The organism is Prosthecobacter sp. (genome assembly GCF_044222345.1).
Classification (GTDB): Bacteria; Verrucomicrobiota; Verrucomicrobiia; order Verrucomicrobiales; family Verrucomicrobiaceae; genus Prosthecobacter.
In genome coordinates, this window is record NZ_JBGANL010000018.1 from 64,547 (window position 1) to 90,045 (window position 25,499).

The following is a 25,499-nucleotide window of genomic DNA, read 5'->3' on the forward strand; positions in this document are numbered from 1 at the left end:
CATCTCGCAAATAATCCACATGTCTGAACCCGCTCCCATTTCGATACGTCCGCCACGCTGGCTGCTGAAGCCCGCCGTGGAGGGTGCTGCCGAGCTGGCGGCAGACATGGGTCTGTCTCCGCTCATGGCGCAGCTTCTCGTTCAGCGCGGCCTCACCTCCGTGGAATTGGCACGCGATTTCCTCGTGCCAAAACTCGCCACCCTCGGCGATCCCACCGTTCTGCCCGAAATGAGTCTCGCCGTGGAGCGCATCCTGCGTGCCGTCGATGAACAGCAGAGCGTCGTCCTTTACGGCGACTACGATGTGGATGGCGTCACGTCGATGGCGCTCATGCATCTCATCTTGAAGGCCTATGGCCTGGAAACGCACCTCTTCTTGCCCACACGCATGGAGGAAGGTTACGGCCTGAGCCTGGATGGCATCGCCAAATGCTACGAGCAGTTTGGCAAGCCGGATCTGTTCATCGCGCTCGACTGCGGCACCACCTCCTTAAAAGAAGTCGCAAAGCTGCGCGCGGACGGCGTGGATTGCGTCATCATCGACCACCACGAGCTTTCCCCGCAGGGCCGCCCCGAATGCCTCGCCCTGGTGAATCCCAAGCTCGGCAAGGACTACCACTACTTCTGCACCGCCGGACTCGTGTTCAAAGTCTCGCACGCCCTGCTCAAGGCGCGCATGATCGCAAGCTACGATCTGAAGGAGACGCTCGATCTCGTGGCGCTCGGTACCGTGGCAGATCTCGTGCCGCTCATTGATGAAAACCGCCTGCTGGTCCGGCGCGGTCTCGAAGCCCTGGCACAAACCACACGCCATGGCTTGAAAGCCCTCAAGCAGATCGCCGGTGTGGAGGGCCTCGTCCAGACCCATCACGTCGGCTTCCGCCTCGGCCCCCGCTTGAATGCAGCGGGCCGGCTCGACACCGCCGCCACCGCCCTGCAGCTCCTCCTTGCCACAGACGCCACCACTGGCGCCGCACTGGCCGAGCTCCTCGAAGCACACAACAAGGATCGTCAAAACGTGGAGCAGCAGGTCCACCTCGAAGCCGAGGCGATGCTCGCCAACATCGGCGAAATCGACAAGGTTTCCGCCATCGTGCTGGCCTCGCGCAAGTGGCATCCGGGAGTGATCGGCATTGTCGCCTCCCGCATCTCACGCCTGTGCCACCGCCCCACGATTCTCGTGTCCATCAATGAAGATGGCATCGGCAAAGGCAGCGGACGCAGCATTCCAGGATTTTCGCTCGTGGAAGCCATCGACATCTGCCGTGATCACCTGCTCGGCGGCGGCGGCCACGCGATGGCCGCCGGCATCTCCGTCCATGAAGACAAGATCGACTCCTTCCGTGAGGCGTTTCAGGTGGCCGCACGCGACGCCCTGAGCAAGGAAGCCATGACCGCCGTGCTGGAACTCGATGCCGAGGTCAAGCTGCGCGACCTCTCGCTGAGCTTCTTCGAAAGCTACAAGCTCCTCGAACCCTTCGGCCAGAAAAACCCCGAGCCGCTGTTTCTCTGCCGCAATGTAAAGCCCAAGCTGCCGGGCCGCACGATGAAAGAAAAGCATCTGCGCATCATCCTCACTCAGGAAGGCGCCTCCATGGAGGCACGCTGGTTCAATGCCCCCATCGGCCATCTCCCACCCGCCCCGTGGGACGTCGCCATGCGCATCCAGCGCGGCTGGTTCCGTGGCACGGAGCAGTGGCAGCTCACGCTTGAGGCCGTGCGCACCGCCGAATCCGTTCAGCGTGGATGAAACCGGTAGTGCCCGGTGATCGGAAACTCAAACAGACGGCTCTCATGCTTGGGTCCCTGGCCGATGTTATGCACGATCCAGGGCGACGCACTGCCATCCGCCGCCGGCACCACGATGGCGATGTGCGGCAGCCTGCCCGCCACCGTGCAGGTGATGAGATCCCCCGGCAGGTAATCCTCCGCCTTCTGCGTCACCGGCAGCGCCGCGCCACGCCGTTTGAAAAAAGTCTGCAAATTCGGCACACGCCGGTGATCGATGTTTTTATCCGTTGAGCTCAGCCCCCAGTCCTTCGGATAGGCGGCAAAGGCGCGCCGCATGTCCTCATGCACCAGCTTTTGCAGGTCGATCCCCAGCGCGCGGTAGCTGCGGATGACTTCATCCGTGCACACCCCCGTATCAGCAGGCACATCGCCATTGGGATAAGCCAGCACCACATAGGCGGGATCATAGCGCACCGTGTGCTGCACACGCTCCAGCGCCGCCTTCACCAGCCGCTCCGCAAAGCTCGGTGCGCTCGTCTGCCCCCTGCATGCCAGGGCACAGGCGAAAAACAAGAAGCTGCGGCGCAAAAGCTCAGTCATGCGACACTTCGACACCGCCGATGAAAGTCCGTTGAACTTCCAGCCGACGATTCAGCACCAGCACATCCGCCCGCTTCCCCTTCTCCAGACTCCCGCAGGTTTTGGCCATGCCCGTGCGCTCAGCAGGAGTCAGGCTCGCCATGCGCACCGCATCCGGCAGCGTGGCAGAGGTGCTCTTCTTCATGTGCCGCACCATGTGGTCCAGCCCCATCACCGAGCTGGCCAGCCCCTCCCCCGGTACAAATCCCACCCGGCCATCGCTCTCAAAGAACGCACCATCATCCTCCGATCCAAACCGGTAGCGCCCCGGCGGCATGTCCATCGCACGGTTGCAGTCAGTCACCAGGCACAGCCGCTGCGCACCTTTCATGCGAAAGGCGAAATCCAGCAGCTCCGGCGAAAGGTGCATGCCGTCAGCAATGACCTCCGTGCTCATGTCCGCCGTGGCCAGGACAAACTGCTCCATGCTCGCCTGCATCGGCGTGCCAAATCGAGTGCGCAGGGAGGCCACCGAACTCATCGCACACCAAAAATGATCCACATGCCGCATCCCCGCCTTGAAGGCGCCCGCCATCTCCGCCCAGTTCGCATTCGAATGCCCGCAGGTGATCAGGCATCTCTTCTTGCGCGCCATTCGGTAAAACGCCTCCGCCCCCGGCAGTTCCGCCGCACATGTGGCGATCCGCACCAGATCATCCCGAAACCACCGCGCATACTCCTCCGCATCGGGCGCACGCCGTCCCTCACGCGAGTGGCACCCCACCTTGTCCGGCGCAAAATACGGGCCATACAAATGCACCCCCGCAATGCGTGAGCCATGCCCCGGCTCCCAGCTTCGCTGCACCTCACGGCACGCTCCTAGCATCGCCATGATCTGCACCGGCGCACCCGTCGTGGTCGTGGGAAAGATCGAGGTGGTGCCATGCCGCGCATGCGCCTTCAGGGCCGTGCGCACCGCAGGCACCGTACCGTCCATGAAGTCAGCCCCAGCCCCGCCGTGCACATGAATGTCGATGAACCCCGGACTGATGTAGCCGCCTTTAGCATTGATCACCACAGCCCCCTTCGGCGTAGCGATTCCCCTGCCCACGGCCTTGATCCTGCCGCCTTCACACAGCACATCCCCACCTTGAATCAACTGGTCCGGCAGGATGAGCGTGCCATTTTGAATGAGCAGCGGTGGGGCAGGCGGCGTTTTCATAGCAGCGTGAGCGGATTGACGCGTGTCTTCAGCGGAAACGTCACCCGCTGACCATTCAGCCGGTGCGACTCAAAGATGGCGCTCACCATCTCGATCGTCTCCCGCCCCTGCTGCGCATCGATCAGCGGTGCCCGATTTTCCCGAATGGCGGCGATCAAATCCAGCCCGGCCGTTTCATGGCTGGCAACCTGCGCCCCAAGATTGGCGATGGGCTCCGGCTTGTTAACTCCAGCCGTGGTGATCGGCTGCCATTGCCGCGCCTCCTTGATGGCCGGATTGAACGGACTGCCGAGACAAATGTGAGCCACCGGCTCCTTGTCGATGCGGAAATCGATGATGCCCTTCGTCCCAATGATCTGCAGCCCGAAACCCGCCTCCTTGACGCCCGCATTCTGCACCGAGTCAAAGAACATGGGCACACCATTCGCCAGCTCAAACCTCGCATGCACCTCGTTGCCCGCCAGCGCACCGATGCCTTCATCCCCCTCCTTCACATCCGCCTTCGTGATCGGCTTGCCATCCTGTAGTACCTCTGCGCTGCACGCCTTCGGTGCTCCGCCAAAGTAGGTGCCGAGGTTGAAAAGATGCGTGCCCAGCACCCACAGATCCAGCGAGCCACCCCGCGTGTCCTCCTTGCCCCGCCCCCGCATTTCCAGCACACGGCCAATCACCCCCTCCTGGATTAGTTTCGCAATCACCGGCAGCACCGGGTGGTACCGGTTCCGATGCGCGATGGCGATCTTCGTCCCCGCCTTCTCCGCAGCGGCGATGATTTCATCCGCTTCCGCCAGGCTGCGGCAAAAAGGTTTCTCAATGTAGATGCCACGCGCCCCCGCCTGAATCGCCGCCAGCAGCATGTCGCGGTGCTGGTCGATGTGACGCGGGCCGATGGCGACGATGTCCGGCTTCACCTCGGCCAGCATGGCGTGGTAGTCGGCATAGCCCTTTTCGACGGCCAGCTTCTTCAGTTCAGCCTTGAGCCCCTTTTCGTCTGCATCCGCCACCGCCACGATTTCGACGGCGGGGATTTTGAGCCACAGGGTGTCGAGGCCGTGGCCATAGTTGCCACGCCCGGTGTGACCGATGACGGCAACACGGAGTTTGGAATCAGCCGCAGCAGCAAAGCTGGAAGCAGCGAAAACAGCGGGCAGAGAGGCGAGAAGATGGCGGCGGTTCATGCGAAATCATGAACGTTACCAGCATCTCCAAACACGCAATCAGATCCATTTGGAAGCATTTCAACCCCCGGCGGGTCATACTTTGCGATTCTGAAGCCACCTTTTGAGTTTGTTTGTGGCAAATTGTGTCTATTCATCCCACCGCGTCCGCTCCCCAACCGCGCAGAGGACATTCCCACCCCCATGTCAGAGACCCAAGTGCATGCCGCTGGCGACTCCGTGCCGGAGTTGAAGCAGCGTATTCGCGAGCTGGCAGGCATGCTGCATGCCTGCCGCCTGCGCCTGCCCGATGCCCCCGCAGAAGCCGTGCGCGAAATGGCGGAAAGCGAGGAGCGCTTTGCCCTGGCGGTGCGTGGCACCAATGACGGCATCTGGGACTGGGACATCCGCACCGGCAAAGTGTTTTTCTCCCCGCCGTGGAAAAGCATGATCGGCTATGAGGACGACGAGCTCGAAAACGTCTTCACCACCTTCGAAACTCATCTGCATCCCGAAGATCACGACCGCGTGATGGCCACCTTGAATGATTACCTGGCAGGCCGCATTCCGCGTTACTCCGTGGAGTTCCGCTTCCGCCACAAGGACGGCAGCTGGCGCTGGATCCTCGCGCGTGGCCGCGCCTTGCGTGATGAAAACGGCACCGCCTACCGCATGGCCGGATCACACACGGATGTGACCGAGCGCAAGCATGCCGAGGAGGAGCTGCGTCAGGCACGTCGGGCCGCCGAGTCCGCCAGCAGTGCCAAAAGCGCCTTTCTGGCGAACATGAGCCATGAAATCCGCACCCCCATGAATGGGGTCATTGGCATGAGCGAACTGCTCCTCGGCACGGACCTCAGCGAAACCCAGCGCGAATACCTGGAAATGCTCAAGCTTTCCGCCGACTCCCTGCTGGAACTGCTCAACGACATCCTCGACTTCTCCAAAATCGAGGCCGGCCGAATGGAGCTGGACGCCCACGAGTTTGATCTGAACGAGGTCGTCACCGAAATCTCGCAGGCCATGGGCATCCGCGCGTTTCAAAAGCGGCTGGTGTTCCTGCATCATATCAGCCCGGAGGTCCCCCTGCGTCTGATTGGCGATGACGGCCGCCTGCGGCAGATCCTGGTCAATCTGATCGGCAATGCCATCAAGTTCACCCACAAGGGCGGCGTCACCATCGAGGTCAGCCTGGAATCTGAAACTGCCGACATGGTCACGCTGCATTTCAAGATCAACGACACCGGCATCGGCATCGCCGCAGACATGCGCGAAAGCATCTTTGAGGCCTTCACCCAGGCGGAGCAGTCCACCTCACGGCGCTACGGCGGCACCGGCCTCGGGCTCGCCATCTGTCATGATCTCGTCGCCCTCATGCACGGCCGCATCTGGGTGGAAAGCCAGCCCGGCACCGGCAGCACCTTCCACTTCACCGCCGCCTTTGGCCGTACCAGCGGCATTTCGATCAAGCCCAAGTCCCCACGCTTCAAACCTGTGGTCACAGCCCAGTCCTCCATGAAGGTGCTCATCGTCGAAGACGGCCACGTCAGCCAGCTCGTCGGGGCTCGCATGCTGGAGAAACGCGGCCACGTCGTCACCCTCGCTTCCAACGGCAGGGAGGCCATTGAACGCTCTGGCAAGGAGGCCTTCGATGCCATTTTGATGGATGTCCACATGCCCGGCATCAATGGCTACGAAGCCACCGCCAAAATCCGTCAGTCCGAGCAGGCCACCGGCAGGCATGTCCCCATCATCGCCATGACGGCCAATGCCATGAAAGGCGACCGTGAAAAATGCCTTGCCGCAGGCATGGATGATTACATCGCCAAACCCCTGCGTTCCGCTGAGTTGTTCCAGGTAGTGGAGCAGTTCGCGCCGCGCTCCGCCGCCCCGGCAGCCCCAGCATCTGCGCCACCCGCGCCCCGCCCGCAGATCGAGACGCCCACCTTCGACCTCGCGGAGTTCCGTGAGTCCACTGGCGATGAAAAACTCATGCGCAAACTCGTCGCCATCTTCTCGGAAGATGCGCAAAAATACCTGCGCAAAGCCGAAAAGGCGCTCACAGCTGGCAAAGCCGAGAAAGCCTATGAAGCCGCGCACTCGCTCAAGGGCATGCTTGGCGTTTATGCCGCCAAAAAGGCGCTCACCCTCTCCTCCGAACTCTGTGAATACGCTCACGCGGGCGATTTGAAGGGCGCTCAGCTCATGCTGGATCAGTTGAAAAAGGAATGCGCTCTACTCGGCGATGCCCTGCTCTCCGCTTTCGAGCCCGGCATCTGATCAACGATACTCCGTCATCCCATCGTAGCCATGCACCAGATGGATCGGATGCCCGACTTCCTTTAATATCTGGCGCGTCAGATTCAGTTTCGCCTGCAGCGCAGCATCATCGTGGTCCGGATCATGATGCACCACGATCCACTTTTTAGCCCCCACCAGTTTGGTCAGCGCACAGGCCGTGGCCAGATTGGAATGCCCCCAGCCGATCCGTTTCGGATAGTCCGCCGGCAGGTACTGCGCCTCATGCACCAGCAGGTCCACTCCGTCGAGGAAGGCCAGCATCGGCTCATAGGGTACCACCAGATTTGAATCACGCGTCAGCAGCACCGGAGAGCCCGTGTAGCCTTGGAGAAATTCATTGTCGGGAACAAACGCCACGCTCCAGCCATCATGCGTCACTTTAAAGCCCACCGTCGCCCCGGGATGCTGCGTGAATTCACGCGTCACCGTCACGTCACCGATTTTCACCGGTGCATCATCGAGAAACACAAAGTTGATTTTTGCCCGCAGATCTTCGCGCTGAATCGGGAAATAATCACGGTCCATCTGGCCGCACAGCAGCGACTCGATGTTTTTGCCAAAACCACGCTCGCCGTAAACAGTGATTTCAAAGCCCGGCACATAGATGGGCGTGAAAAACGGGAACCCTTGAATGTGATCCCAGTGCGTGTGCGTAATGAACAGGTGGATGTGACACGGCCCTCCAGCCAGGAACGACTGCCCCGCATCCCGCAGTCCGGAGCCCGCATCAAACAGGATGCGCTCCTTCCCGGTGTTGTATTCAAAGCACGTGGTGTTGCCCCCATGCTGCGCATAGCGCGCTCCGCACACAGGGATCGAACCCCGCGTGCCCCAGAGCTTCACATGCGGCCGCTTGGTGTCCAGCACCGGTGCATACTGCTCCGCAGACACAGGCAGGTGATCACGGTGCGTGATCCCCTTCGTCGTCGCGGCCTCATGAAAGTACTGCCTCAGTTTCTCCAGCAGCAGTTCGGGATCGAACGGCTTGATGAGCACGTCCACCGGCCCGGTCTGCTGGATGTGTTTGAGTTCGGTCGAGTAGTCCTTCGCCGTGCAGACAATCACCGGCAGGTGCTGCGTGGATTGCTGCGCCCGCAGATGCCGCAGCACCTCCAGCCCGTTCATTTTCGGCATGATCAGGTCCAGCACCAGCAGGTCCGGCTTGAATGCCTCCATCTGCTCCAGGCACTCCTCCCCGTCCTCCGCCACGCACACCTCATAGCCATGCGTTTCCAAGGCATGAGACAGCCGCATGGAAAGCGCACGCACATCTTCTGCGAGCAGGATTTTTTTGGGTGGGGTTGGGATCGCCATGTCTTGCCTCTATCTCTCAAATACGCACAGGAACAATGGTCGGGCTGGCGGGATTCGAACCCACGACCTCTTCGTCCCGAACGAAGCGCGCTACCAGACTGCGCTACAGCCCGAATCATTGGCCACCAACGATTTAGAACAGATTCGAAAAGCTCTAAATATTCGGTTGGATACTGGTTTTGTATACTCCGTATTCCCAGAGGATGAGCAAGCGTGCATAGCAGCCCGGAAAATTTGAGAAGGTTGGAGAATGCCTCAGCCGGTATTCATCGAACGGGGTTTATTATGCTGTCGTCCGCCGTGAGGGCAAGTTGATTCGTCGGTCTCTGGAGGTCAACGACCCCAAGCTCGCCAAGAGGAAGCTGGACGACTTTAAAAAAGCTTGAGCCAGATCGACTCCAGCCTAGTCATGATCACAGCGGCTGAATGGCTGAGGGAATTCGAAGCGAAACCAAAGACCATTTCCAGATAATCGCCACGGAGTTGAAGTTGATTTCACGCCGGGCCAATCAATGGAGGGTATGGAAAGAGCAAGGAACGATGAAGAGAACCACGGTGGAGCGCGTATTTTCATGGTCGTCATCCACCGCATGTCTCTCTGTTCTCACCAAAAAATCGAACACCTTGCCAGACCGTTGCGATGCATTGCTGGAATGCGGTCGTTTCTGGCATTCCTTCTCGGGGTTTGGATGGTCGCAGGAGCACTGCCTGGGCAGGATTCCAGTGATGGGACGAAGCCAGTCCAGCCCAAGGCTTCTCCTGCCCCGGCCTCAAAGCCTCATCCGCCGTCTGTGGCAGCAGTTGCCGCCGCCCGGGAACAGGCAAAGCTGCTCCAGGAAGTTTACACCACCACGCTGGAGGTGATGCACCAGCACTACTTCCGCAGGGATGGCTCGGTGCTTCCCGCCCGTGCACTGGAAGATGTGTTTGCGGGCATGGCCAGACTGTCTGGAAGCAACGCCAACTGGATTGCCGTCAACACGAAGGCGATGAACATCGACCATGAGCCCACCACTTCGTTTGAGAAAAAAGCGGCCGCCGAACTTGGTGCCGGCAAGGAGGTTTACGAAGTGGTCACCGAACGAATGTACCGGCGGGCTACGGCGATTCCACTGCACGCCAACTGTGTCGGCTGTCATACCAAAATGTTTTCCGATCCTCCCAAAACACCACGTTTTGCAGGACTGGTGATCAGCATCTCCCTGGCCACGATAGACAGACCAGCCCCCGTCCTCAATGATGCGCCACCGGCTAGGTAGGCGTTGGTGAGTGAATGACGAAGCTCCTCACCTCTTCACGGTCGCAGTTCCTTGAATCCGGCCTGACGAGTCCCGGAAAGTGATCGTGCTTCCGGAAATAGAACTGGTTAAATGAAGCGGTTTCCACGAATTTAAATTTGAGATGGGCGCCTCAGGCGTTGGGTCAATCGTCCGCCATTGAGCGAAGCTAGAAGCAGTTCCAATTGCCCAAATTTGTTGCCTCCGAAGGTGAGATCAATTCGGATCCCATGAGAAAATCGGGAAATTTTCACCAAACTCCGTCCCGAACGAAGCGCTCTAACAGGCTGGGCCACAGCTCGCTTTTGTCATTGCTGACTCTTGCGGCATCACCTTCGGCATTGCCGCCATCCAGTGGGCGGGAACAGACTGGCAGCCTCACAAGAAGGACACGCAAGCTGGAAAACATCCCCTCTTCCCACGCACGGACGGACTGCGCCATGAGGAAAATCGAATTCAAAAACGGGCGCTCGGCGGAGTCCGGATAGGCAATGCACTCAGGGAATGCTTAAAATAAGATGATGCGAAAAGGCTTTGCAGCGGCCACAGCCGCGCTATCTTAAGGACTGAACGGCTCACGTACTCTGCACCGAAACAACATGTTTTGATGCAATCCATGCGAGTGTCCGACCTCAACCCAACCAACCTAATACCAAACTAATCAGACTATGAAATTGAACGCATTGCTGAAAACGCTGGGGTTCTTGGCACTGGCCGCCACTCCCGTTGTGGCCGGAACCTCCGCTCCTGCTAAAAACCCTAAAAACCCCATCGCTCCCGCTCCGGTGAACGATGATCTGGGCATCAACGCCTCCATCGGCTATGACTCCAACTACGTGTGGCGTGGCATCAACTACGGCCAGCATTGGGTCCGTGCCGGCCTCAACGGCGAGCTTCTCCTTGTGGGCGGCGCTTCCGAAGACGGCGCTGGCAGCACCTCCCTCCTCTGGGACGTGAACTACGGCTCCCTCGCAGGTGACCAGGACAGCTTCTCCCCCAACATTGGCACTGCCACCGGCGGCGCCATCAAGAACACCAACTCCTTCCAGCGCCTTCAGCTGGGTGCAGCCATCTCGCATGACTTCGGTCCTGCCGCGGTGAGCTTCGGCTACAGCTACATCCACAACATGGGTTCCCTCGCCAATGGCAGTGGTATGAACGGCGTTTTCGGCCAGGGCTTCGGCATGAACGACATCCAGCAGCTCACTTTGGGCGTCAACACCAACCTCGGCCCGATCAATCTGGCTTCGAGCGCGAACTATGACCTCGTCAACGGTGGCTGGTACTTCGACCTCACCGCCAAGTCCACCATCGCTGTGACCGATGCCATCAGCATCGTCCCACACGCTGGTCTTGGCTATGGTCTGCACTACAACGCTGGCTTCACCCAGGCTTCCCGCAACCTCATCGGTGGCGGCGGCATCGTCACCAACAGCGCTGCTCAATACGGCGTCAGTGGCTGGACCGCACTCAACGTTGGCATTGATTTCCCAATCAAGCTCAACAGCCGTGCGACCCTCACCCCTTACGTTGCAGCCAACCTGCCAATGGGCCCGATCAAGAATCTGGCTCGCTCCACCACGAGCTACAACGCAGCCATCCCTGTCGGTGGTCCTGCCACTCCGTTCCACAGCATTGTGTACTACGGCGTGACCCTCAGCGTCCGCTTCTAATTCAAGTCGTTCTCTGAACGATTCAACCCTTCAAGGTTTTCAAACCTCCCGGCGCAAGCCGGGAGGTTTTTTTGTGTTAAGTGAGTGCTGCTGAGCAGCCCTATATGCGAAATCCGAGCCTAGCGGAGTTAAGAATCGCAGTGAATTACCGCCTCCAGCACAGCCCCCTTCACCTGAGGGCATGATAGCTGCATGCAGCTTCCAGCCTCCCGCCATCTGGCATCTCCTCAGGTTAATCTCAGGCAGGAAAAAAATTCGCTCCAACCGATGGCACCAGGGATAGATGGTGAGCCTTTAGGTCATCCGACAGCTCAGAGCTCCATGCCACCTCCTCTTTGAGCATGTAATGCCCTGATGTTCATGCCGCGCAACCTCAGCTGGCGAAGGGGGCCGCGCCCCACCACATACCTTCGACCCAGTCAAGCATGCTCACTGATTTTCGCCCCCCCCGCGAGGCCGTCCATACGCCTGCTAATACCGGCAGGAAATTTTGGGCGCTCTCAGCCCGCTCTGTCTTTGGCACCTCTGCCACACAACTTTTAAGGCGGTCTTGTGGAACCATGCCTGCGGCGTTTTTTTATTTTCTGCCGAAGCAGAGGGTGCATCTCCAAAATAAGCTTTTTTTGCCGACGCTCTCTTGAGCGCCATTAAAAACCAAGGGCTTGTTGATGAAAATAAACAAAAAGTGACCGCCCCGATAACATGGCACGGCACATGCTACCTCATGTTACAGCTGCTTGCCCCCGGCTGGTCAGCGCCTCAACACCAACAATAACTAAACTCGACCCATACATGAAGCCCAAAAGCATGACATCATTCATTGCCAAGTCGGTGACCGTTCTTGCTGCCTGTGCAGCGCTGAACGCATCTGCCGGCACCTCAGCCCCTGTTAAAAACCCCGTCCCTGTGGAAGAAAAAACAGGAGCTCTCTTCGAATCGATCGGAGCCACTTTCGACGCCGGTTACGACAGCCGCTACTACTTCCGCGGTCTTTGGTTCGCTGACAACATCATGTGGACGGCGCTCAACATCAGCGTGCCGATCACTGACAAGCTGACCTGGGGCATCGGTGGTGCCTACATCAACACCGCTGGCACCCCCTTCCCGAACAACGGAAGCACCGGCGCTGTCGGCCAGTATTCCAAGCAGGGCTTCCAATACACCGAAGTCGATGCCATCACCAATCTGTCCTATGACGCGGGTTGGGCCAAGTTCGGAATGCAGTACCAGTACTACTTCTATCCAGATAACTACGGTGGCGCTTTCAACGGCACCCCCAATGCACTGGCCGACCCAGAATTCGCGCTCAAAGGTGCGGGTGAACTTGGCTGGACCGTTGCAGTGCCGATCAAAGGCTTCAACATCTATGCAGGCTACTACTATGACTTCCGAATCAATGGTCAGTACATCGCCCTCGGTGCTGATTACACCTTCGCAGTCACCGATTGGCTGAGCATCGTGCCTTCCGTCAACACCGGCTTCGGCATCGACTACTACACCGGCAACGGTTCCGGCTCGATCGCAGGCGGCGGCGTGGTTGGCAACAAAGGTCAGAGCATGCAGAATGCTCCGACCTCTGGCTTCACCCACGTTCTCTACACGCTCGCCGTCCCAGTCAAGCTGACCAAGTCGGTTACCTGGACGAGCTATGTCGCATTGAACCACGGCGAAAAGCTTCGCACGCAGCTCAACGCCACCCAGAACGAGCTCTACTGGGGCACTAAGCTTAGCTTCGCGTTCTAATTCGTCGGGGGCTCGAAGCCCCGAACACCCTTGTCAGATTATTAGGTTGGGGCTCCCGGTCAGTTCGTTCACTGACCGGGAGCTTTTTTTTGGCGCGGAACGTCTTCCTGCCTAGCATCCGTGCTGCATGACTGAACATCCGCTCAACTGGAACTCGAACAACCTCACCCATGGCTGGCAACGCGGCGTCAACGCCTTCTTCTGGGGCCTGGGTTTTAAACCGGAAGATTTCGACAAGGCTCAGATCGGCATCGGCACGCCCCTGCTGGACGGCAACATCTGCAACGTCCACGCGCACGAGTTGGCCCAGCTCATCGCCCAGGGCTGCAAAGAGGCAGGCCTCATCGGCTTCCCCTTCGGCGTCTCGCCAGTGAGTGACAACATCACGCAGGGAAATGTCGGCGGCGCCGCCTCCCTCTGCTCACGCAATCTCATGGCGAATGGCGCGGAGATGATCTGCACCTCGCACTGCTACGATGCGCTGATCGGCCTGCATCATTGTGACAAAAACGGGCCGGCCTTCGCCATGGCCCTGGCGCGCACCAATTACCCCGGCCTCATCGTCAATGGCGGCAGCATCATGCCCGGCTGCCACAAGGGGCACTCCACCTCCATCCTCGACGTCTATGACGCCGCTGCGAAGGAAAAACAGGGCACCATGAGCTATGAGGAGTCTGAGCAGATCATCCGTACCGCCTGCCCTGGTGCAGGTGGTTGCGGCATCGCCGCCTCCTTTAACACCTGGGGCATCGCGCTCGAAGCCATGGGGCTCAGCCTGCCGGACACGTCCTCCATGCCCGCCATTGAAGCCGGCAAACGTGAGGAATGCCTGCGCGTCGGCAAAGCCGTGCGCCGCCTGCTGGAAATGAACCTGCGCCCCCGGGACATCATCACCAAGGCGTCCATCACCAACGCCATGACTGCCATCTGCGCCATCGGTGGCTCCACCAATGGTGTGCTGCACATCCTCGCTGTCGCACGTGAAGCAGGAGTCGATTTCACCTTGCGTGACGTGCAGGCCATTGCCCGCCGCACGCCTGTCCTGTGCAATTTTGCGCCACGTGGCCGGGGCACCATGGTGGATCTCCATCGCCTCGGCGGCACCACCATGCTGCTGAAGCACCTGATGAAAACCGGGCTGCTGGATGGCTCCTGCATCACAGTCACCGGTCAAACGCTGGCGGAGAACCTCGCCAATGCCGCTGAGGTGCCCTTCCCCAATGAACTTATCGCGCCCATTGAGGCGCCGTTCAAAGAATTTGCCGACATCCAGATCTGCTTTGGCAACCTCGCCCCTGATGGTGTCGTCTTCAAAGTCTCCTCCTTGGACGAACCCCGCTTCCGTGGCAAAGCCATCTGTTTCACGGATTCCAAAGGCGTCTCCGATGCCGCTGCCGCCGGCCGCATCCAGCCCGGCCATATTGTCGTCATTCGTGGCTGTGGCCCCGTGGCCCTCGGCATGCCGGAGATGCACGTGGCCAGCGCCGCCCTCGCAGTGCCAGAGCTTTACGGCAAAGTCGCCCTGCTCTCAGACACCCGTGTCTCCGGCGTCTCCGGGGGGGCGGTGGGCGTGCACTGCAGCCCTGAAGCGGCCGTTGGCGGCCCGATTTCCTTGGTGGAAGACGGCGATGAAATCGAATTCGACCTGCTCGCCGGCACCATTCACGTCAATGCGGACCTGGATGCCCGCCCACGCGCGAACTTCCCCGTCAGCCATCCTTTCGGCTATCTCGCGGACTTCGCCGCCACGGTGACCCAGGCCCACCAGGGCTGCGTGCCCCGCTGGGTGGCGGAGCGCAAATAAAGCTCATCACCCCGCCATCTTCGCCGCCAGCAGCACAGCCTCCACGAGGCTGCGCCCGTTGGCCTTGCCCTGCCAGGCGATGTCGCACGCAGTGCCGTGATCCACACTCGTGCGCGGCACCGGCAGCCCCAGCGTCGTGTTCACAGCGGTGTCAAACGCCAGCGCCTTCAGCGGAATGAGAGCCTGATCGTGATACAGGCAGATGTAGGCATCCACCGCACGGCGTTTCGGTGCGATGAAGGCGGTGTCCGGTGGCAGGGGTCCTTCGATCGTGTGGCCTTTCGCGCGCGCCGCCTCGATGGCAGGCACGATGATGGATTCCTCCTCACCACGGCCAAACAGGCCATGCTCGCCGGCGTGAGGATTGAGTCCACACACGGCGATGCGAGGTTTTTTTCCGCGCACGCGCTGCACCGCCTCGGCAGTCAGTTCAATCACATCCAAAATTCGCGCAGTCGTCAAAGCAGGCACCACGTCCTGATAACCAATGTGCACCGTCACCAGACTGCAGATCATTTCCTCGGAGAAAAAGGTCATGCAGGAGCGCTCTGCCTGCATCTTCTCGGCAAACATCTCCGTGTGTCCGGGATACTTGATGCCTGCGGCATGCAGCGCCTCCTTGTTCAGCGGTGCCGTGGCCACCGCAGCAACTTGTTTAGCCAGGGCGACCTCAATGCTCTTCTCCACGTAGCGGTAACCCGCCGCACCCGTCCTGGCGCTGACAGTCCCCGGCGTGAAATCCCCCGCATCAAATCCAAACACATCCAGCACTGCCGGCCCGTCGATGCTTCCACACTTCTCCGCCCATTCGATCTCGCTGATGATGCGTTTCGGCGCTGGGAGTCCGGTCTGCCGCGCACAGCGCGAAAGCAGCCGTGCATCGCCAAACACCACAGGGGTGGCATGCTGCCTCACTTCTTCGTTGGCGAGCAGTTGCAGGCAGATTTCAGGACCGACCCCCGCAGGGTCGCCCATCGTGATGGCAATGAGTGGTTTCGACATGAACCTTCACTCTGGCTCAACGCAGCACCTTGTCGAGAAACTTGGCAACGAGGGCCGTGCGTTCCTCATCATAAAACTCCGCGCCCCCATGCAGGCTGCCGGGCAGCAGGATCAAAGTCACCGGCAGGCCCAGAGACTCATAGGCTTTGGCCAGTTCCTGCGACTGCTGCGGCGGCATCTGCGGATCTGCATCACCATGGATCAGCAGCAGCGGCGGATCACTCTTGTCCAGATGCGCCACCGGGCTCGCCAGTTTCGCCAGTGCGGGCTTTTTGTCAGGCGTATCACCCAGCAGCAGCTTCAGCGCAGGAATGCGGAAATCACGCCCCTTCGGAGTGCTCTGGGAGAGAATCGTTTCCAGATTCGAAGCGCCGTAATAACTCACGATGGTCTGCACATCGCTGCTTTGATCCAGATGCTCCCCCACCTTGCCTTCGAGTTCCTGGCTCCCGTTGCTCACTCCCACCAGCGCAGCCAGATGTCCGCCGGCCGAAGAACCGATGATGGCGATCTTGGTGGTGTTGAGGTGAAACACGCCTGCATTGGCCCGCAGAAACCGAATCGCCGCCTTGATGTCATGCACCTGTGCTGGAAACACCGCCTGCGTGGACAACCGGTAGTCCACACTCGCAATGGCGAAGCCCCGGTCATACAGGTCGGCAATCGGCACATCCTCCTTGGAGCCCGCCCGCCACCCACCGCCATGCACATACACGATCAGCGGCGGATTATCCCCCTGCGGACGATGCAGATCCAGCTTCAGCGAAGTCTCGCCCACCCTGGCATATTCAATATCCGCCAGCGTGTCCGCCAGCGCCGCCGAAGTGAGTAAAAATAGGAACCAGACGAGCTTCTTCATGCTTCGATGATCATCTGCTCCACAGGGACTTCCAGTGTGATTTTTGTCCCATAGCTCAGCCCTTCTGTCCACGGCAGCAGCAGTTCCAGCACGTCCGGCTTTTGAAAATGCACGGGCTTCGTGTCCGGATGCGGGTGATAAATCCAACCACGAACCGGTGCAGCACCATCGCGATGAACGGTTACATCAAAGAACGAAAAATCCTCCGCCGGATCTTCGGGGTGCCACTTCAGCGCCCGAAACGTGTGCCGTGGCTGCACCACACGATAACTCAGCGGCGCTATGCTCACATTCAATGTGCCGGGATAAAACGCACTCAGATCAAGCCCCAGCTTCGCAAAGAACGGCAGTTGCATGCGCAGCGTGCCACCTGGAAACTTCGGATTCCCATTCAAGCCCGAGGCCACGCGATGCCCCTGAACGATGGTGGCGGGGATCATGCCAAAATCTGTTTGATCAAATGGCATGGCTCCACGCCTGTCAGTTTGAAATCGAGCCCCGCTTTGCTGAAGGTGAGACGCTCGTGGTCGATGCCCAGACAGTGCAATATCGTCGCCTGCAGGTCGGCCACGTGGGTTTCATCCTCGATGATGTTGAAGCCCATCTCATCCGTCGCACCCACAGTGACGCCCCCTTTGATGCCACCGCCGGCCATCCACATGGTAAAGGCCTGCGGATGATGATCACGCCCAAGACTGCGTCCCAATGACACACTGGCCTCCACCATCGGCGTGCGTCCAAATTCACCGCCCCAGACCACCAGCGTGCTGTCGAGCAGGCCGCGTTGCTTGAGGTCCTTGATCAGCGCCGCACTGGCCTGGTCCGTGATACCGCAGTTCTTCTTCACATTGCCCGCCACATCGCTGTGAGCATCCCAGCCTTCGTTGTAGATGTTGATGAAGCGTACACCTCGCTCGACCATGCGCCGCGCCAGCAGGCAGGCCCGGGCAAATGAAGGCACCTTGGGATCACACCCATACATTTTCAGCGTGGCCTCGTCCTCCTTGGTCAGATCCATCAGTTCCGGTGCGGAGCTTTGCAGGCGGTAGGCCATTTCGTAATTCGCAATGCGCGTGCCCGTTTCGCTGTCGCCATCCAGCTTGAGACGGCGCTGGTTCATCGCGTTGATGAGTTCAATGGTGTCGCGCTGTGTGCCCGCCTCGATGCCCTGCGGCGTGCTCACATTCAGGATGGGATCGCCCGTGTTGCGGAAGCGCGTGCCGGAATACACGCTGGGTAAAAAGCCGCTGCTCCAGCAGGCCGCACCACCGCTGATGCCGCTGCCGGTGCTCATCACCACAAACGACGGCAGATCGCGCGTCTCCGCCCCGAGACCATAGGTGATCCACGAGCCCATGCTGGGTCTGCCCGGCTGGGAGAAGCCGGTATTCATGTAAATCTGCGCCGGTGCGTGGTTGAACTGCGTCGTGCGGCAGGATTTCACGATGGCGATGTCGTCCACCACCGTCGCCAAATGCGGCAGCATCTCGGAGAGCTCCGCACCACACTGCCCATGCTTGGCAAACTTGTAGCGCGGCCCCAACACCGCCGCGTCCGGCCGGATGAACGCATAACGCTGGCCGCCGATGATCGAAGGCGGCAGCGGCTTGCCTTCATACTTCGTCAGCATGGGTTTGTTGTCGAACAGCTCAAGCTGCGACGGCGCACCCGCCATGAACATATGGATGACCGCTTTGGCCTTCGGCGGAAAATGCGTGGGCGCGGTGACATTTGGACTCTGCGTCACTCCATAGGCCGACTCGGCCAGCAGCGATGCCAGCGCGATCTTGCCCGTGCCGATGGCGCAGTCCTGGAAGAAGTGACGGCGGGTGATGTTGGAAGTGTTCATGGATGCGTAATGGCTTCGTCAAGGTTAAGGGCGGCGCGGCTCACATCAGTCCAGAGAGCCTCGCCTTCGATTGTCCGTTCGCGCTGCTTTTGCAGGAAGGTCTTTAGCAGCGCCAGTTCGTCCGGAGCCGCAGGCCGTGTCGCGGCTCGGCGGAAGATGTTTTGCAGACGCTCATCGTCGCTCTCTGATTCTGCCATCACCTGCTTCGCCATCGCCTGCGCGGCTTCCACAAACATCTGGTCGTTGAGCAGCGTGAGGGCCTGCAGCGGGCTGTTTGAAACTTCGCGTTTAGCCAGGCACGATTCACCCGTGGGAGCATCAAAGGTGGTGGCCATCGCAAACGGTGCGGTGCGCTTGGTAAAGGTATACAGGCTGCGGCGATAGTGGTCCTCCCCCTCGCTCACCTTCCACTCCACTTTGCCATACGTGCCTTCAGAGGTGACACTCGCAGGCTGCGGCGGATAGACGCCCGGACCGCCCATCTTCAGTGACAGCACCCCTGCCGCCTTGAGCGCGGAATCACGAATCACTTCCGCATCCAGCCGGAAGCGAGCACCGCGTGCCAGCAGGATGTTCTCCGGATCTTTTTGCACATGCTCAGGGGTGTTGCGGCTGCTCTGTTTATAGGTAGCGCTCGTCACAATCAGCCGGTGCAGTTTCTTCATCGACCAGCCCTGCTTCACAAACTCCACCGCCAGCCAGTCGAGCAACTCGGGGTGCGACGGCGGATCACTCTGATAGCCAAAATCTTCCAGCGATTTCACGATGCCGCGGCCAAAAAACGCCTGCCACTGGCGGTTCACCGTCACACGTGCCGTCAGCGGATTATCCGGCGCAAAGAGCCACGTGGCAAACGTGAGCCGGTTTGCAGGCGCATCCTTGGGAAGTGCAGGCAGGAACGCCGGCACGCCCGGCGTCACCTCCTCCTTCGGCTGCAGATACTCACCCCGATGATAGCGGTGCGTGATGCGCGGGTTGTTCGCAGGACGTTCCTCCATCACCAGCGTGGCCTGGCCGCGTGGCGGTGTTTTGCGAGCGATAAGCAAGGGCTTGGCGGTCTTCTCCATTTCAGGCGCGGTCTCAAGAAAGCTCCGCAGCAACATTTCGTGTTTTGATTTGTCTCCGGTGGCCAGCGCCTCCTCGACTTCCGCCGGCAGCCCCGTTGCTTCAGCATGATCGCTGGTCGTCACCGAAATCCGGAAGTGCCCCAGCGGGCAGGCAAAGTGTTTTTCAAACAGCATCTTCAAATCAAGGCCGTTCGTGAGATCCACCGGCTGTTCAAAATGAAACACCGCCGCATGCTGCACACCATACCCGCCCAGCACCTGCCAGCCGCTGGACATCTCGCCATCCAGTGTAGCGGTCGCATTGTTCTTTTTCTTCGGCTTGGCTGCCGCTTTGGCCTTCGCCTTAGATGCGCCGGCGGCTGAGTCACTGATGCGGTCATCCTCATCATCATTGGTGTCCTCGGCCCGTGCAATCTTGACGCGCTGACCATTTTGCAAAGCCTGAAATTCACTCATGAAGAAACCGCCGAGAGGCCCCTCGTAGTTGGTGAGCCCCGGACCATCGTTCGGGAGGCTTGTATGGGAAGCCACCTCAATGCGCAGCGCACGCACTCCCTTGATCGGTGCCTTGAAGCTCAGATCATAGACATCGCTTTTCGTGATGTCACCGCTGCCGAGGATAAATCCGTCCGCCTGCTGCTCCAGATGCGGCATCGTCGTCGCCATCTTCGTCGGGCGAATCACCTCCCACTTCGAAGCCCGGTGCGATGCACCTTCAACCCATCCCGCGAAGCGACTTTCCATCGCCGCCTTGCCACCGGGAAACTTGCCCGGCAGTTCAGCCTGAAGTTTGGCAATCTTTGCCGCCTGCGCTTTTTGCTGGGCCACCACTTCCGGCGTCGGAATGAAGTAGGTCGGTTCGTTGGCGTTGTTCAGCAGCGCCAGAGTGCGGTAATAGTCCGTATGAAGGATGGGGTCGTACTTGTGCGTGTGGCACTGGCAGCAGTTCATCGTCAGCCCCATCCATGCCGTGCCAGTGACTCCCACGCGGTCCACCATTGCGTAAAAACGGTACTCGTTTGGATCAATGCCACCCTCCTCGTTCAGCATCGTGTTGCGATGAAACCCCGTGGCAATGAGATCCTCCGGCGTCGCGTTCGGCAGCATGTCGCCTGCAAGCTGCTTGATGCTGAACTGATCAAACGGCATGTCCGCATTCAGCGACCGCACCACCCAGTCCCGGTAGGGCCAGATCTGGCGCGGTCTGTCCTTTTCAAATCCGTTCGTGTCCGCGTAGCGGGCGAGGTCCAGCCAGCGCCGTGCCCAGCGCTCGCCATACTGTTTGGAGGCCAGCAGGTGGTCCACCAGCTTGTCATAGGCATCAGGTGCCTTGTCATTCACAAACGCATCCGCCTCCGCAGGTGTCGGCGGCAGGCCGGTGAGATCCAAATAAACACGCCGCACCAACGTGAAGCGATCCGCCTCCGCCGAAGGCTGCAAACCTTCCTTCTGCAGCCGATCCAGAATGAAGGAATCAATCGGATGCACGCCAGCAACAGGCAGCGCTGCCTGCTTAGGCGGCACATACGCCCAATGCGCCTCATACGGCGCGCCTTCCGCAATCCACAGCTTCAGAATGTTCTTCGCACTCTCCGGCAATACAGACTTCGTGTGCGGCGGTGGCATCACCTCATCCTCATCTTTGGAAAAGACGCGCTTGATCACCTCGCTCGCGTCCGGTTTCCCGGGCACAACCGCCAGCTCTCCAGACTTGCCTTTGCCTATGGCCGCATCCCGCAGATCCAGCCGCAGCTTGCCTTTGCGCCCCTGATCATCCATGCCGTGGCATTTGAAACAATGCTGCGCCAGCACCGGACGCACGTCGCGATTGAAATCGACGGCGAATCCGGAGGCTGGCAGGGCAAGGCAGAAAAGGAGGGCGGGGCGTGTCATTGCGGTCGGTTGAGAACGCCACAAAAAGGGGTTTCTGACCACAAGATAGCCGCGAGCAGGATCAGCCAATAGAAAGGCAGGCCAGATCAATACCCGCCGGAGCCGATCTTGCCACCCTCACCTTCCAGCGTGCCCACAGCTTCACGCTTGCGGTAGTCATCCATCATGGCCGCCGTCGCTGTGGCGCCGCAGCGTGATCCGCCGAGGTCGCGCACCTTGATAAGCCCGTCCAGATCGCGCACTCCGCCCGCCGCTTTCACCTGCACCTTGGGGCTGCAGCCGGCACGCATGAGGGCCAGATCATGCTCCGTGGCCCCTTTGTAATTGTAGCTGCCATCGACCTGCTTCACAAAGCCGTAGCCCGTGCTCGTTTTCACCCAGTCCGCCCCGGCACGTTCGCAGATCTCGCAGAGCTTGCGCTTGAAGTCATCGCTGCTGAGCCCAGCCCCGCCGTTGGTCAGATAATCGTTTTCAAAAATCACCTTCACCTTGGCTCCATGCTTGTGCGCTTCATCACAGACCGCCTTCACATCGGCCTCAACGTAGCCCCAGTCGCCGCCCAATGCCTTGCCAAGGTTGACCACCATATCGATCTCATCCGCGCCGTCTTTGCAGGCCAGTTCCGTCTCATAGCGCTTGGATTCCGTGGCGCTGTTCCCGTGGGGGAAGCCAATCACACAACCCACCAGCACACCGGAACCCCGCAGCCATTCCACCGCCTGTTTCACCGCGTAGGGCTTGATGCACACCGACGCCACCTGGTACTGCGCCGCCAGCCTGCACCCGGCTTCCAGTTCCGCATCCGTCATCGTCGGGTGCAGGAGGCTGTGGTCGATCATCTTGGCAAGGTCGGAATAGCTGTATTTCATAGAATGCGATTGGCTTAGCCAATTTCTAAATTGGCTAAGCCTCTTGTCAAAACCCGATTTTTCCGCAAACTCACCGAGTGGCCAAAACAGCCTCCTTCCATGAACAACTGATCGAAAAACTGCGGAAGCTCCTCCGCAGCCGCCAGTTCGTGTCCGGGGCCAAGTTTCTGACTGAGCGCGAGATCGCCGAACGCTTCGACACCAGTCGTCCCACGGCCAACAAGGCGCTCAGCAGCCTCGTTTCCACCGGCCTGCTGGAATTCCGCCAGGGTGCGGGAACCTTCGTGCGCGGGAGCGTGCTGGACTACGATCTGCAGCATCTCGTCAGCTTCACTGAAAAAGCCAAAGCCGCCGGGAAGAAGCCTGGCACGCAAGTTATGGCCCTGCAAAAACTCTCTGCCGCCGATGCTCCCGCAGCCGTGGCTCAAGCCCTGCATGCTTCACCCGATGAACCACTGCTCTTTCTTGAGCGTCTTCGCCTAGCAGATGGACAACCCGTCATCTACGAGCGCAGGCACGTCGTGGCACGTTTTTGCACCGCCATGACCAAAGCCGATGCCAAAGGCTCGCTCTACGGCTACTGGACGACCAAGTGCCATCTGGCCATCTCCGGTGCAGATGAATCCATCCGCGCCGTGAATGCCTCAGCCACCCAGGCCGCTGCGCTCGGCATCCCGCCCAACACCGCCTGCCTGCTGGTCGTCGCCACCGGCTTTCTCGAAGGCGGCGCCCCCCTCTGGCATGAAGAGACGCTCTACCGCAGCGATGCGTACGAATTCCGCAACCAGCTCGGTGGCGTCTCAGGCCCCAAACCCGCGCGGGGCCGCATGCGCTGACGCATCTTACTCCAGGCGGAATTCAGGGCTCGACACCGTCAGCGTGGAACCGTTTTCCTCCTGCACATGCACCGTGATGACATCGAGTGTCTTCACGTCACCTGTGATGGAGACTTCCCCGCTGTAAGTATCTGCACCCGTCTTTTCCAGCGGCGCTGAAGACCACTCATCAAACTCCATGGCGATGGAGTAGTCGGGGTGGCGGTTCACAGACCACCACACTGTGTTTTCCTGCGGCTCGCTATGATCGGGAAAAACAACCTTCACCGCGAGCCGGTGCGCTGCCTTGTCCCACTTGGTGGTGACCTGTGGTGGCGCCACCATGTGACGTGTCCCAAAAAAGTGATGAAGCGCAAAGGCACGGAGATTTTCATCCACTTCAGGCAGCCCCCCGACGGACTTCACAAAACCCGCCTCTTTTGCCCCACCATGCTGGCCCCCGGGCACAATGTACACAGGCACTTGCGGGAAGAGGCGGCCCATCTCGACAAGACCGGGACTCACATTGTCATTGGAACCCTGGTTGTAGAAAATTTCGGTGCCACGCTGCTTCAGCACATCGAGGTAGTTCGTCGTGCGGCAGGCCTCCCAGGCGTCGTTGCAGGCCGTTTTCATCTCAGCATCACTCCACCCGGCATCACGCACCATTTTCACGGTGATGCGTTCGTCCGAGCGTGCTTTCTGACGCACGAGCAGCTTTTCGCGGCCCACAGGGTCGGCCATCTTCGCGATAAACTCCTCGTTCATCTTCGTGATCTCCGGAGACAGCATGCCTTCCACATAGGGCCCCCCGGGGCTTTCGATCACCGGCGCAACAACCGGCATGATGGCCGTCACGCGATCATCCGCAATGCCCGCCGCTGCGGTGGCCACCCCACGCTTTGAGCCCCCGGTGGCCAGCACCTTCTTCGGCTGAAACACCTCCTTTTCAGCAACAGCCGCGGTCAGGGCCCTCATGTCGCTGATGCCCCAGATCCACGCCGGCGTATAGCGCGTGTCCTTCGTCTGGATGAAATGCTCCTCCATCATGAGGTGGAGTTTTCCCACCGGCTCCATCGCATCGATCGGCACCATGCCGATGAAAACCAGTCCGACTCCCTGCTCTTTCAGCAGACGCAGTTTCGCACCGGACGCAGTCGCAGGCTTCAGTTGCAATCCGGTGTTTTCGATGACCACGTTCGTGCAGACACCCGTCGCCGGCGCGAGGAAAGTCACCGGCAGCCGCACCTTCATCCCGGGCCACCATTCGCACACCGTGATCTCCACAATCTTCTGACGAATCGCGGCGTCTTTGGGATTCGCATGCCAGTCTTCGATGACCTTCGTTTCCAGCGTCTTGGTGTCGCGAATGGATGCCATGTCAAACTTCCCAATCGTGATGTCAGCACGGACGGAAACGGCGGAAAACAAAAAGACGGAGAACAGCGCGGCGAATTTCATGCCTCACACAACGCACCTCGGAGCACACTTCTGCCATACTTGATGTGCAAAGGAGCCCTGAAAATAAAACAGCCTTGCGGACAAGCATCCGCAAGGCTGTGTGACAAATCAGATCGATCAATTAAGAAGCCATCGCCGCAGCCACATTGCCCACAAGATCTTTGCCGGGCGTCAGCGTCTTGGAGCCGGGAGTCCACTTGGCAGGGCAGGCTTCGCTCGGGTTCGCCATCAGGTGCACATTCGCCTCCATCTTGCGGACGAGTTCGCCAGCATCACGGCCCACGTTGTAGAAGTTCACCTCGGAGGTGACCAGCTTGCCTTCAGGATTGATGATGAAGGTGCCGCGCAGAGCCAGGCCGGTGGCGCTGTCATAAACGCCGAAGAGACGGCTCACGGCACCGGTGGTGTCTGCAGCCAGCGTGTACTTCACGTTCTTCATCAGGCCTTCCGTGTTGCGCCACACCATGTGGGCAAACTTCGTGTCCGTGGACACCGCGACCACGTGCGCGCCCAGTGCGGCCAGCTTGTCCTGCTGATCGGCGAGATCCGCCAGTTCGGTGGGGCAGACGAAGGTGAAGTCAGCCGGGTAAAACACCAGGACAGTCCACTTGCCAGCTTTCTTGATGTCGGCGAGGGAAACCTTGCCGAAGTCACCATGCGAAGGCTCGTAAGTTTCCATTTCGAAATCGGGAACGTTGGAGCCGACAGAGACGAGAGTTGTTTCCATGAGTATGCGAGTTTTGGGGGTAAAGGCGGTTCAAAAAGCGCCCGGGAGCCCGACTGTTGACGCGCAATCGTTCGCCGGTCAAACGCTAAGGCGGAAGAAGGGGGGCAGAAGCTTCACCGCTGAACAATGGTTGTCACAGTTCGATGCAATCTGACA

Annotated in this window: 19 protein-coding genes and 1 tRNA gene; 7 read left to right on the forward strand and 13 right to left on the reverse strand. The window is 59.8% G+C overall.

The window, feature by feature from the left end; translation table 11 throughout:
* Nucleotides 1-19: 19 nt before the first annotated feature.
* Nucleotides 20-1,750 (forward strand): single-stranded-DNA-specific exonuclease RecJ, encoded by a 1,731-nt coding sequence (gene recJ / locus ACILSL_RS11865; RefSeq protein WP_395732247.1) that lies wholly within the window; start codon nt 20-22, stop codon nt 1,748-1,750.
* Here recJ and ACILSL_RS11870 read toward each other — a convergent pair.
* Genes ACILSL_RS11870 through ACILSL_RS11880 form a run of 3 tightly spaced genes read right to left on the reverse strand, consistent with a single transcriptional unit; the run spans nt 1,738 to nt 4,710 of the window.
* Complete coding sequence (locus ACILSL_RS11870) at nt 1,738-2,331, reverse strand: DUF1287 domain-containing protein (protein ID WP_395732248.1); 594 nt, start codon at nt 2,329-2,331, stop codon at nt 1,738-1,740. The two genes, recJ and ACILSL_RS11870, sit on opposite strands and share 13 nt — an antisense overlap.
* Nucleotides 2,324-3,532, reverse strand: a complete 1,209-nt coding sequence (locus ACILSL_RS11875; RefSeq protein ID WP_395732249.1) for an N-acetylglucosamine-6-phosphate deacetylase — start codon at nt 3,530-3,532, stop codon at nt 2,324-2,326. The genes ACILSL_RS11870 and ACILSL_RS11875 overlap by 8 nt, the downstream gene beginning before the upstream one ends.
* On the reverse strand, nt 3,529-4,710 hold the full coding sequence (locus tag ACILSL_RS11880; RefSeq protein WP_395732250.1) for a Gfo/Idh/MocA family protein: 1,182 nt from the start codon (nt 4,708-4,710) through the stop codon (nt 3,529-3,531). The genes ACILSL_RS11875 and ACILSL_RS11880 overlap by 4 nt, the downstream gene beginning before the upstream one ends.
* 183 nt (nt 4,711-4,893) lie before the next feature.
* Here ACILSL_RS11880 and ACILSL_RS11885 point away from each other — a divergent pair, with 183 nt between their 5' ends.
* Nucleotides 4,894-6,969: an ATP-binding protein gene (locus ACILSL_RS11885; protein ID WP_395732251.1), complete on the forward strand. Its 2,076-nt coding sequence runs from the start codon at nt 4,894-4,896 to the stop codon at nt 6,967-6,969.
* Here the strand turns inward: ACILSL_RS11885 and ACILSL_RS11890 are convergent, their stop codons facing one another.
* Nucleotides 6,970-8,304, reverse strand: a complete 1,335-nt coding sequence (locus ACILSL_RS11890; RefSeq protein ID WP_395732252.1) for a response regulator — start codon at nt 8,302-8,304, stop codon at nt 6,970-6,972.
* Nucleotides 8,305-8,340: 36 nt separating this feature from the next.
* Nucleotides 8,341-8,417, reverse strand: a tRNA-Pro gene (locus ACILSL_RS11895).
* Between the two features lie 678 nt (nt 8,418-9,095).
* On the opposite strand from ACILSL_RS11895, the gene ACILSL_RS11900 reads away from it, so the two are divergent.
* The 4 genes from ACILSL_RS11900 (at nt 9,096) to ACILSL_RS11915 (ending at nt 14,801) form a co-directional block, all read left to right on the forward strand.
* Nucleotides 9,096-9,563: a DUF3365 domain-containing protein gene (locus tag ACILSL_RS11900; RefSeq protein ID WP_395732253.1), complete on the forward strand. Its 468-nt coding sequence runs from the start codon at nt 9,096-9,098 to the stop codon at nt 9,561-9,563.
* A gap of 686 nt (nt 9,564-10,249) precedes the next feature.
* Nucleotides 10,250-11,254, forward strand: a complete 1,005-nt coding sequence (locus ACILSL_RS11905; protein ID WP_395732254.1) for a hypothetical protein — start codon at nt 10,250-10,252, stop codon at nt 11,252-11,254.
* An 807-nt stretch (nt 11,255-12,061) separates the two neighbouring features.
* On the forward strand, nt 12,062-12,997 hold the full coding sequence (locus ACILSL_RS11910) for a hypothetical protein (RefSeq protein WP_395732255.1): 936 nt from the start codon (nt 12,062-12,064) through the stop codon (nt 12,995-12,997).
* 127 nt (nt 12,998-13,124) lie between these two features.
* On the forward strand, nt 13,125-14,801 hold the full coding sequence (locus ACILSL_RS11915) for a dihydroxy-acid dehydratase (RefSeq protein WP_395732256.1): 1,677 nt from the start codon (nt 13,125-13,127) through the stop codon (nt 14,799-14,801).
* A gap of 6 nt (nt 14,802-14,807) precedes the next feature.
* Here the strand turns inward: ACILSL_RS11915 and pdxA are convergent, their stop codons facing one another.
* The 6 genes from pdxA to deoC form a co-directional block, all read right to left on the reverse strand.
* Nucleotides 14,808-15,803, reverse strand: a complete 996-nt coding sequence (pdxA, locus tag ACILSL_RS11920) for a 4-hydroxythreonine-4-phosphate dehydrogenase PdxA (RefSeq protein WP_395732257.1) — start codon at nt 15,801-15,803, stop codon at nt 14,808-14,810.
* Nucleotides 15,804-15,819: 16 nt separating this feature from the next.
* Entirely contained in the window at nt 15,820-16,662 is an 843-nt protein-coding gene (locus ACILSL_RS11925) for an alpha/beta fold hydrolase (RefSeq protein ID WP_395732258.1), read from the reverse strand.
* Nucleotides 16,659-17,102 carry a hypothetical protein gene (locus tag ACILSL_RS11930; protein ID WP_395732259.1) on the reverse strand — a complete coding sequence of 148 codons (444 nt, stop codon included), beginning with the start codon at nt 17,100-17,102 and terminating at the stop codon, nt 16,659-16,661. The genes ACILSL_RS11925 and ACILSL_RS11930 overlap by 4 nt, the downstream gene beginning before the upstream one ends.
* Entirely contained in the window at nt 17,099-18,511 is a 1,413-nt protein-coding gene (locus tag ACILSL_RS11935) for a DUF1501 domain-containing protein (RefSeq protein WP_395732260.1), read from the reverse strand. Before ACILSL_RS11935 ends, ACILSL_RS11930 begins: the two co-directional genes overlap by 4 nt.
* Entirely contained in the window at nt 18,508-21,471 is a 2,964-nt protein-coding gene (locus ACILSL_RS11940) for a PSD1 and planctomycete cytochrome C domain-containing protein (protein ID WP_395732261.1), read from the reverse strand. The genes ACILSL_RS11935 and ACILSL_RS11940 overlap by 4 nt, the downstream gene beginning before the upstream one ends.
* Nucleotides 21,472-21,557: 86 nt before the next feature.
* Complete coding sequence (gene deoC, locus ACILSL_RS11945) at nt 21,558-22,340, reverse strand: deoxyribose-phosphate aldolase (protein ID WP_395732262.1); 783 nt, start codon at nt 22,338-22,340, stop codon at nt 21,558-21,560.
* Nucleotides 22,341-22,417: 77 nt separating this feature from the next.
* On the opposite strand from deoC, the gene ACILSL_RS11950 reads away from it, so the two are divergent.
* On the forward strand, nt 22,418-23,176 hold the full coding sequence (locus ACILSL_RS11950) for a GntR family transcriptional regulator (RefSeq protein ID WP_395732263.1): 759 nt from the start codon (nt 22,418-22,420) through the stop codon (nt 23,174-23,176).
* 6 nt (nt 23,177-23,182) lie between these two features.
* On the opposite strand, the gene ACILSL_RS11955 is transcribed toward ACILSL_RS11950, so the two are convergent.
* Both ACILSL_RS11955 and ACILSL_RS11960 read right to left on the reverse strand, forming a co-directional pair.
* Nucleotides 23,183-24,616, reverse strand: a complete 1,434-nt coding sequence (locus tag ACILSL_RS11955) for a PhoPQ-activated protein PqaA family protein (protein ID WP_395732264.1) — start codon at nt 24,614-24,616, stop codon at nt 23,183-23,185.
* A gap of 121 nt (nt 24,617-24,737) precedes the next feature.
* Entirely contained in the window at nt 24,738-25,343 is a 606-nt protein-coding gene (locus ACILSL_RS11960) for a peroxiredoxin (protein ID WP_395732265.1), read from the reverse strand.
* Nucleotides 25,344-25,499: the final 156 nt, after the last annotated feature.

What these genes read in the sequence shown, in the direction of transcription:
- ACILSL_RS11940 (WP_395732261.1), bottom strand. Translation starts at nt 21,471, where the DNA reads ATGACACGCCCCGCCCTCCTTTTCTGCCTTGCCCTGCCAGCCTCCGGA.
- ACILSL_RS11930 (WP_395732259.1), bottom strand. Translation starts at nt 17,102, where the DNA reads ATGATCCCCGCCACCATCGTTCAGGGGCATCGCGTGGCCTCGGGCTTG.
- pdxA (WP_395732257.1), bottom strand. Translation starts at nt 15,803, where the DNA reads ATGTCGAAACCACTCATTGCCATCACGATGGGCGACCCTGCGGGGGTC.
- ACILSL_RS11890 (WP_395732252.1), bottom strand. Translation starts at nt 8,304, where the DNA reads ATGGCGATCCCAACCCCACCCAAAAAAATCCTGCTCGCAGAAGATGTG.
- ACILSL_RS11935 (WP_395732260.1), bottom strand. Translation starts at nt 18,511, where the DNA reads ATGAACACTTCCAACATCACCCGCCGTCACTTCTTCCAGGACTGCGCC.
- ACILSL_RS11960 (WP_395732265.1), bottom strand. Translation starts at nt 25,343, where the DNA reads ATGGAAACAACTCTCGTCTCTGTCGGCTCCAACGTTCCCGATTTCGAA.
- ACILSL_RS11925 (WP_395732258.1), bottom strand. Translation starts at nt 16,662, where the DNA reads ATGAAGAAGCTCGTCTGGTTCCTATTTTTACTCACTTCGGCGGCGCTG.
- ACILSL_RS11905 (WP_395732254.1), top strand. Translation starts at nt 10,250, where the DNA reads ATGAAATTGAACGCATTGCTGAAAACGCTGGGGTTCTTGGCACTGGCC.
- ACILSL_RS11910 (WP_395732255.1), top strand. Translation starts at nt 12,062, where the DNA reads ATGACATCATTCATTGCCAAGTCGGTGACCGTTCTTGCTGCCTGTGCA.
- ACILSL_RS11880 (WP_395732250.1), bottom strand. Translation starts at nt 4,710, where the DNA reads ATGAACCGCCGCCATCTTCTCGCCTCTCTGCCCGCTGTTTTCGCTGCT.
- ACILSL_RS11885 (WP_395732251.1), top strand. Translation starts at nt 4,894, where the DNA reads ATGTCAGAGACCCAAGTGCATGCCGCTGGCGACTCCGTGCCGGAGTTG.
- ACILSL_RS11870 (WP_395732248.1), bottom strand. Translation starts at nt 2,331, where the DNA reads ATGACTGAGCTTTTGCGCCGCAGCTTCTTGTTTTTCGCCTGTGCCCTG.
- ACILSL_RS11955 (WP_395732264.1), bottom strand. Translation starts at nt 24,616, where the DNA reads ATGAAATTCGCCGCGCTGTTCTCCGTCTTTTTGTTTTCCGCCGTTTCC.
- ACILSL_RS11915 (WP_395732256.1), top strand. Translation starts at nt 13,125, where the DNA reads ATGACTGAACATCCGCTCAACTGGAACTCGAACAACCTCACCCATGGC.
- recJ (WP_395732247.1), top strand. Translation starts at nt 20, where the DNA reads ATGTCTGAACCCGCTCCCATTTCGATACGTCCGCCACGCTGGCTGCTG.
- deoC (WP_395732262.1), bottom strand. Translation starts at nt 22,340, where the DNA reads ATGAAATACAGCTATTCCGACCTTGCCAAGATGATCGACCACAGCCTC.
- ACILSL_RS11875 (WP_395732249.1), bottom strand. Translation starts at nt 3,532, where the DNA reads ATGAAAACGCCGCCTGCCCCACCGCTGCTCATTCAAAATGGCACGCTC.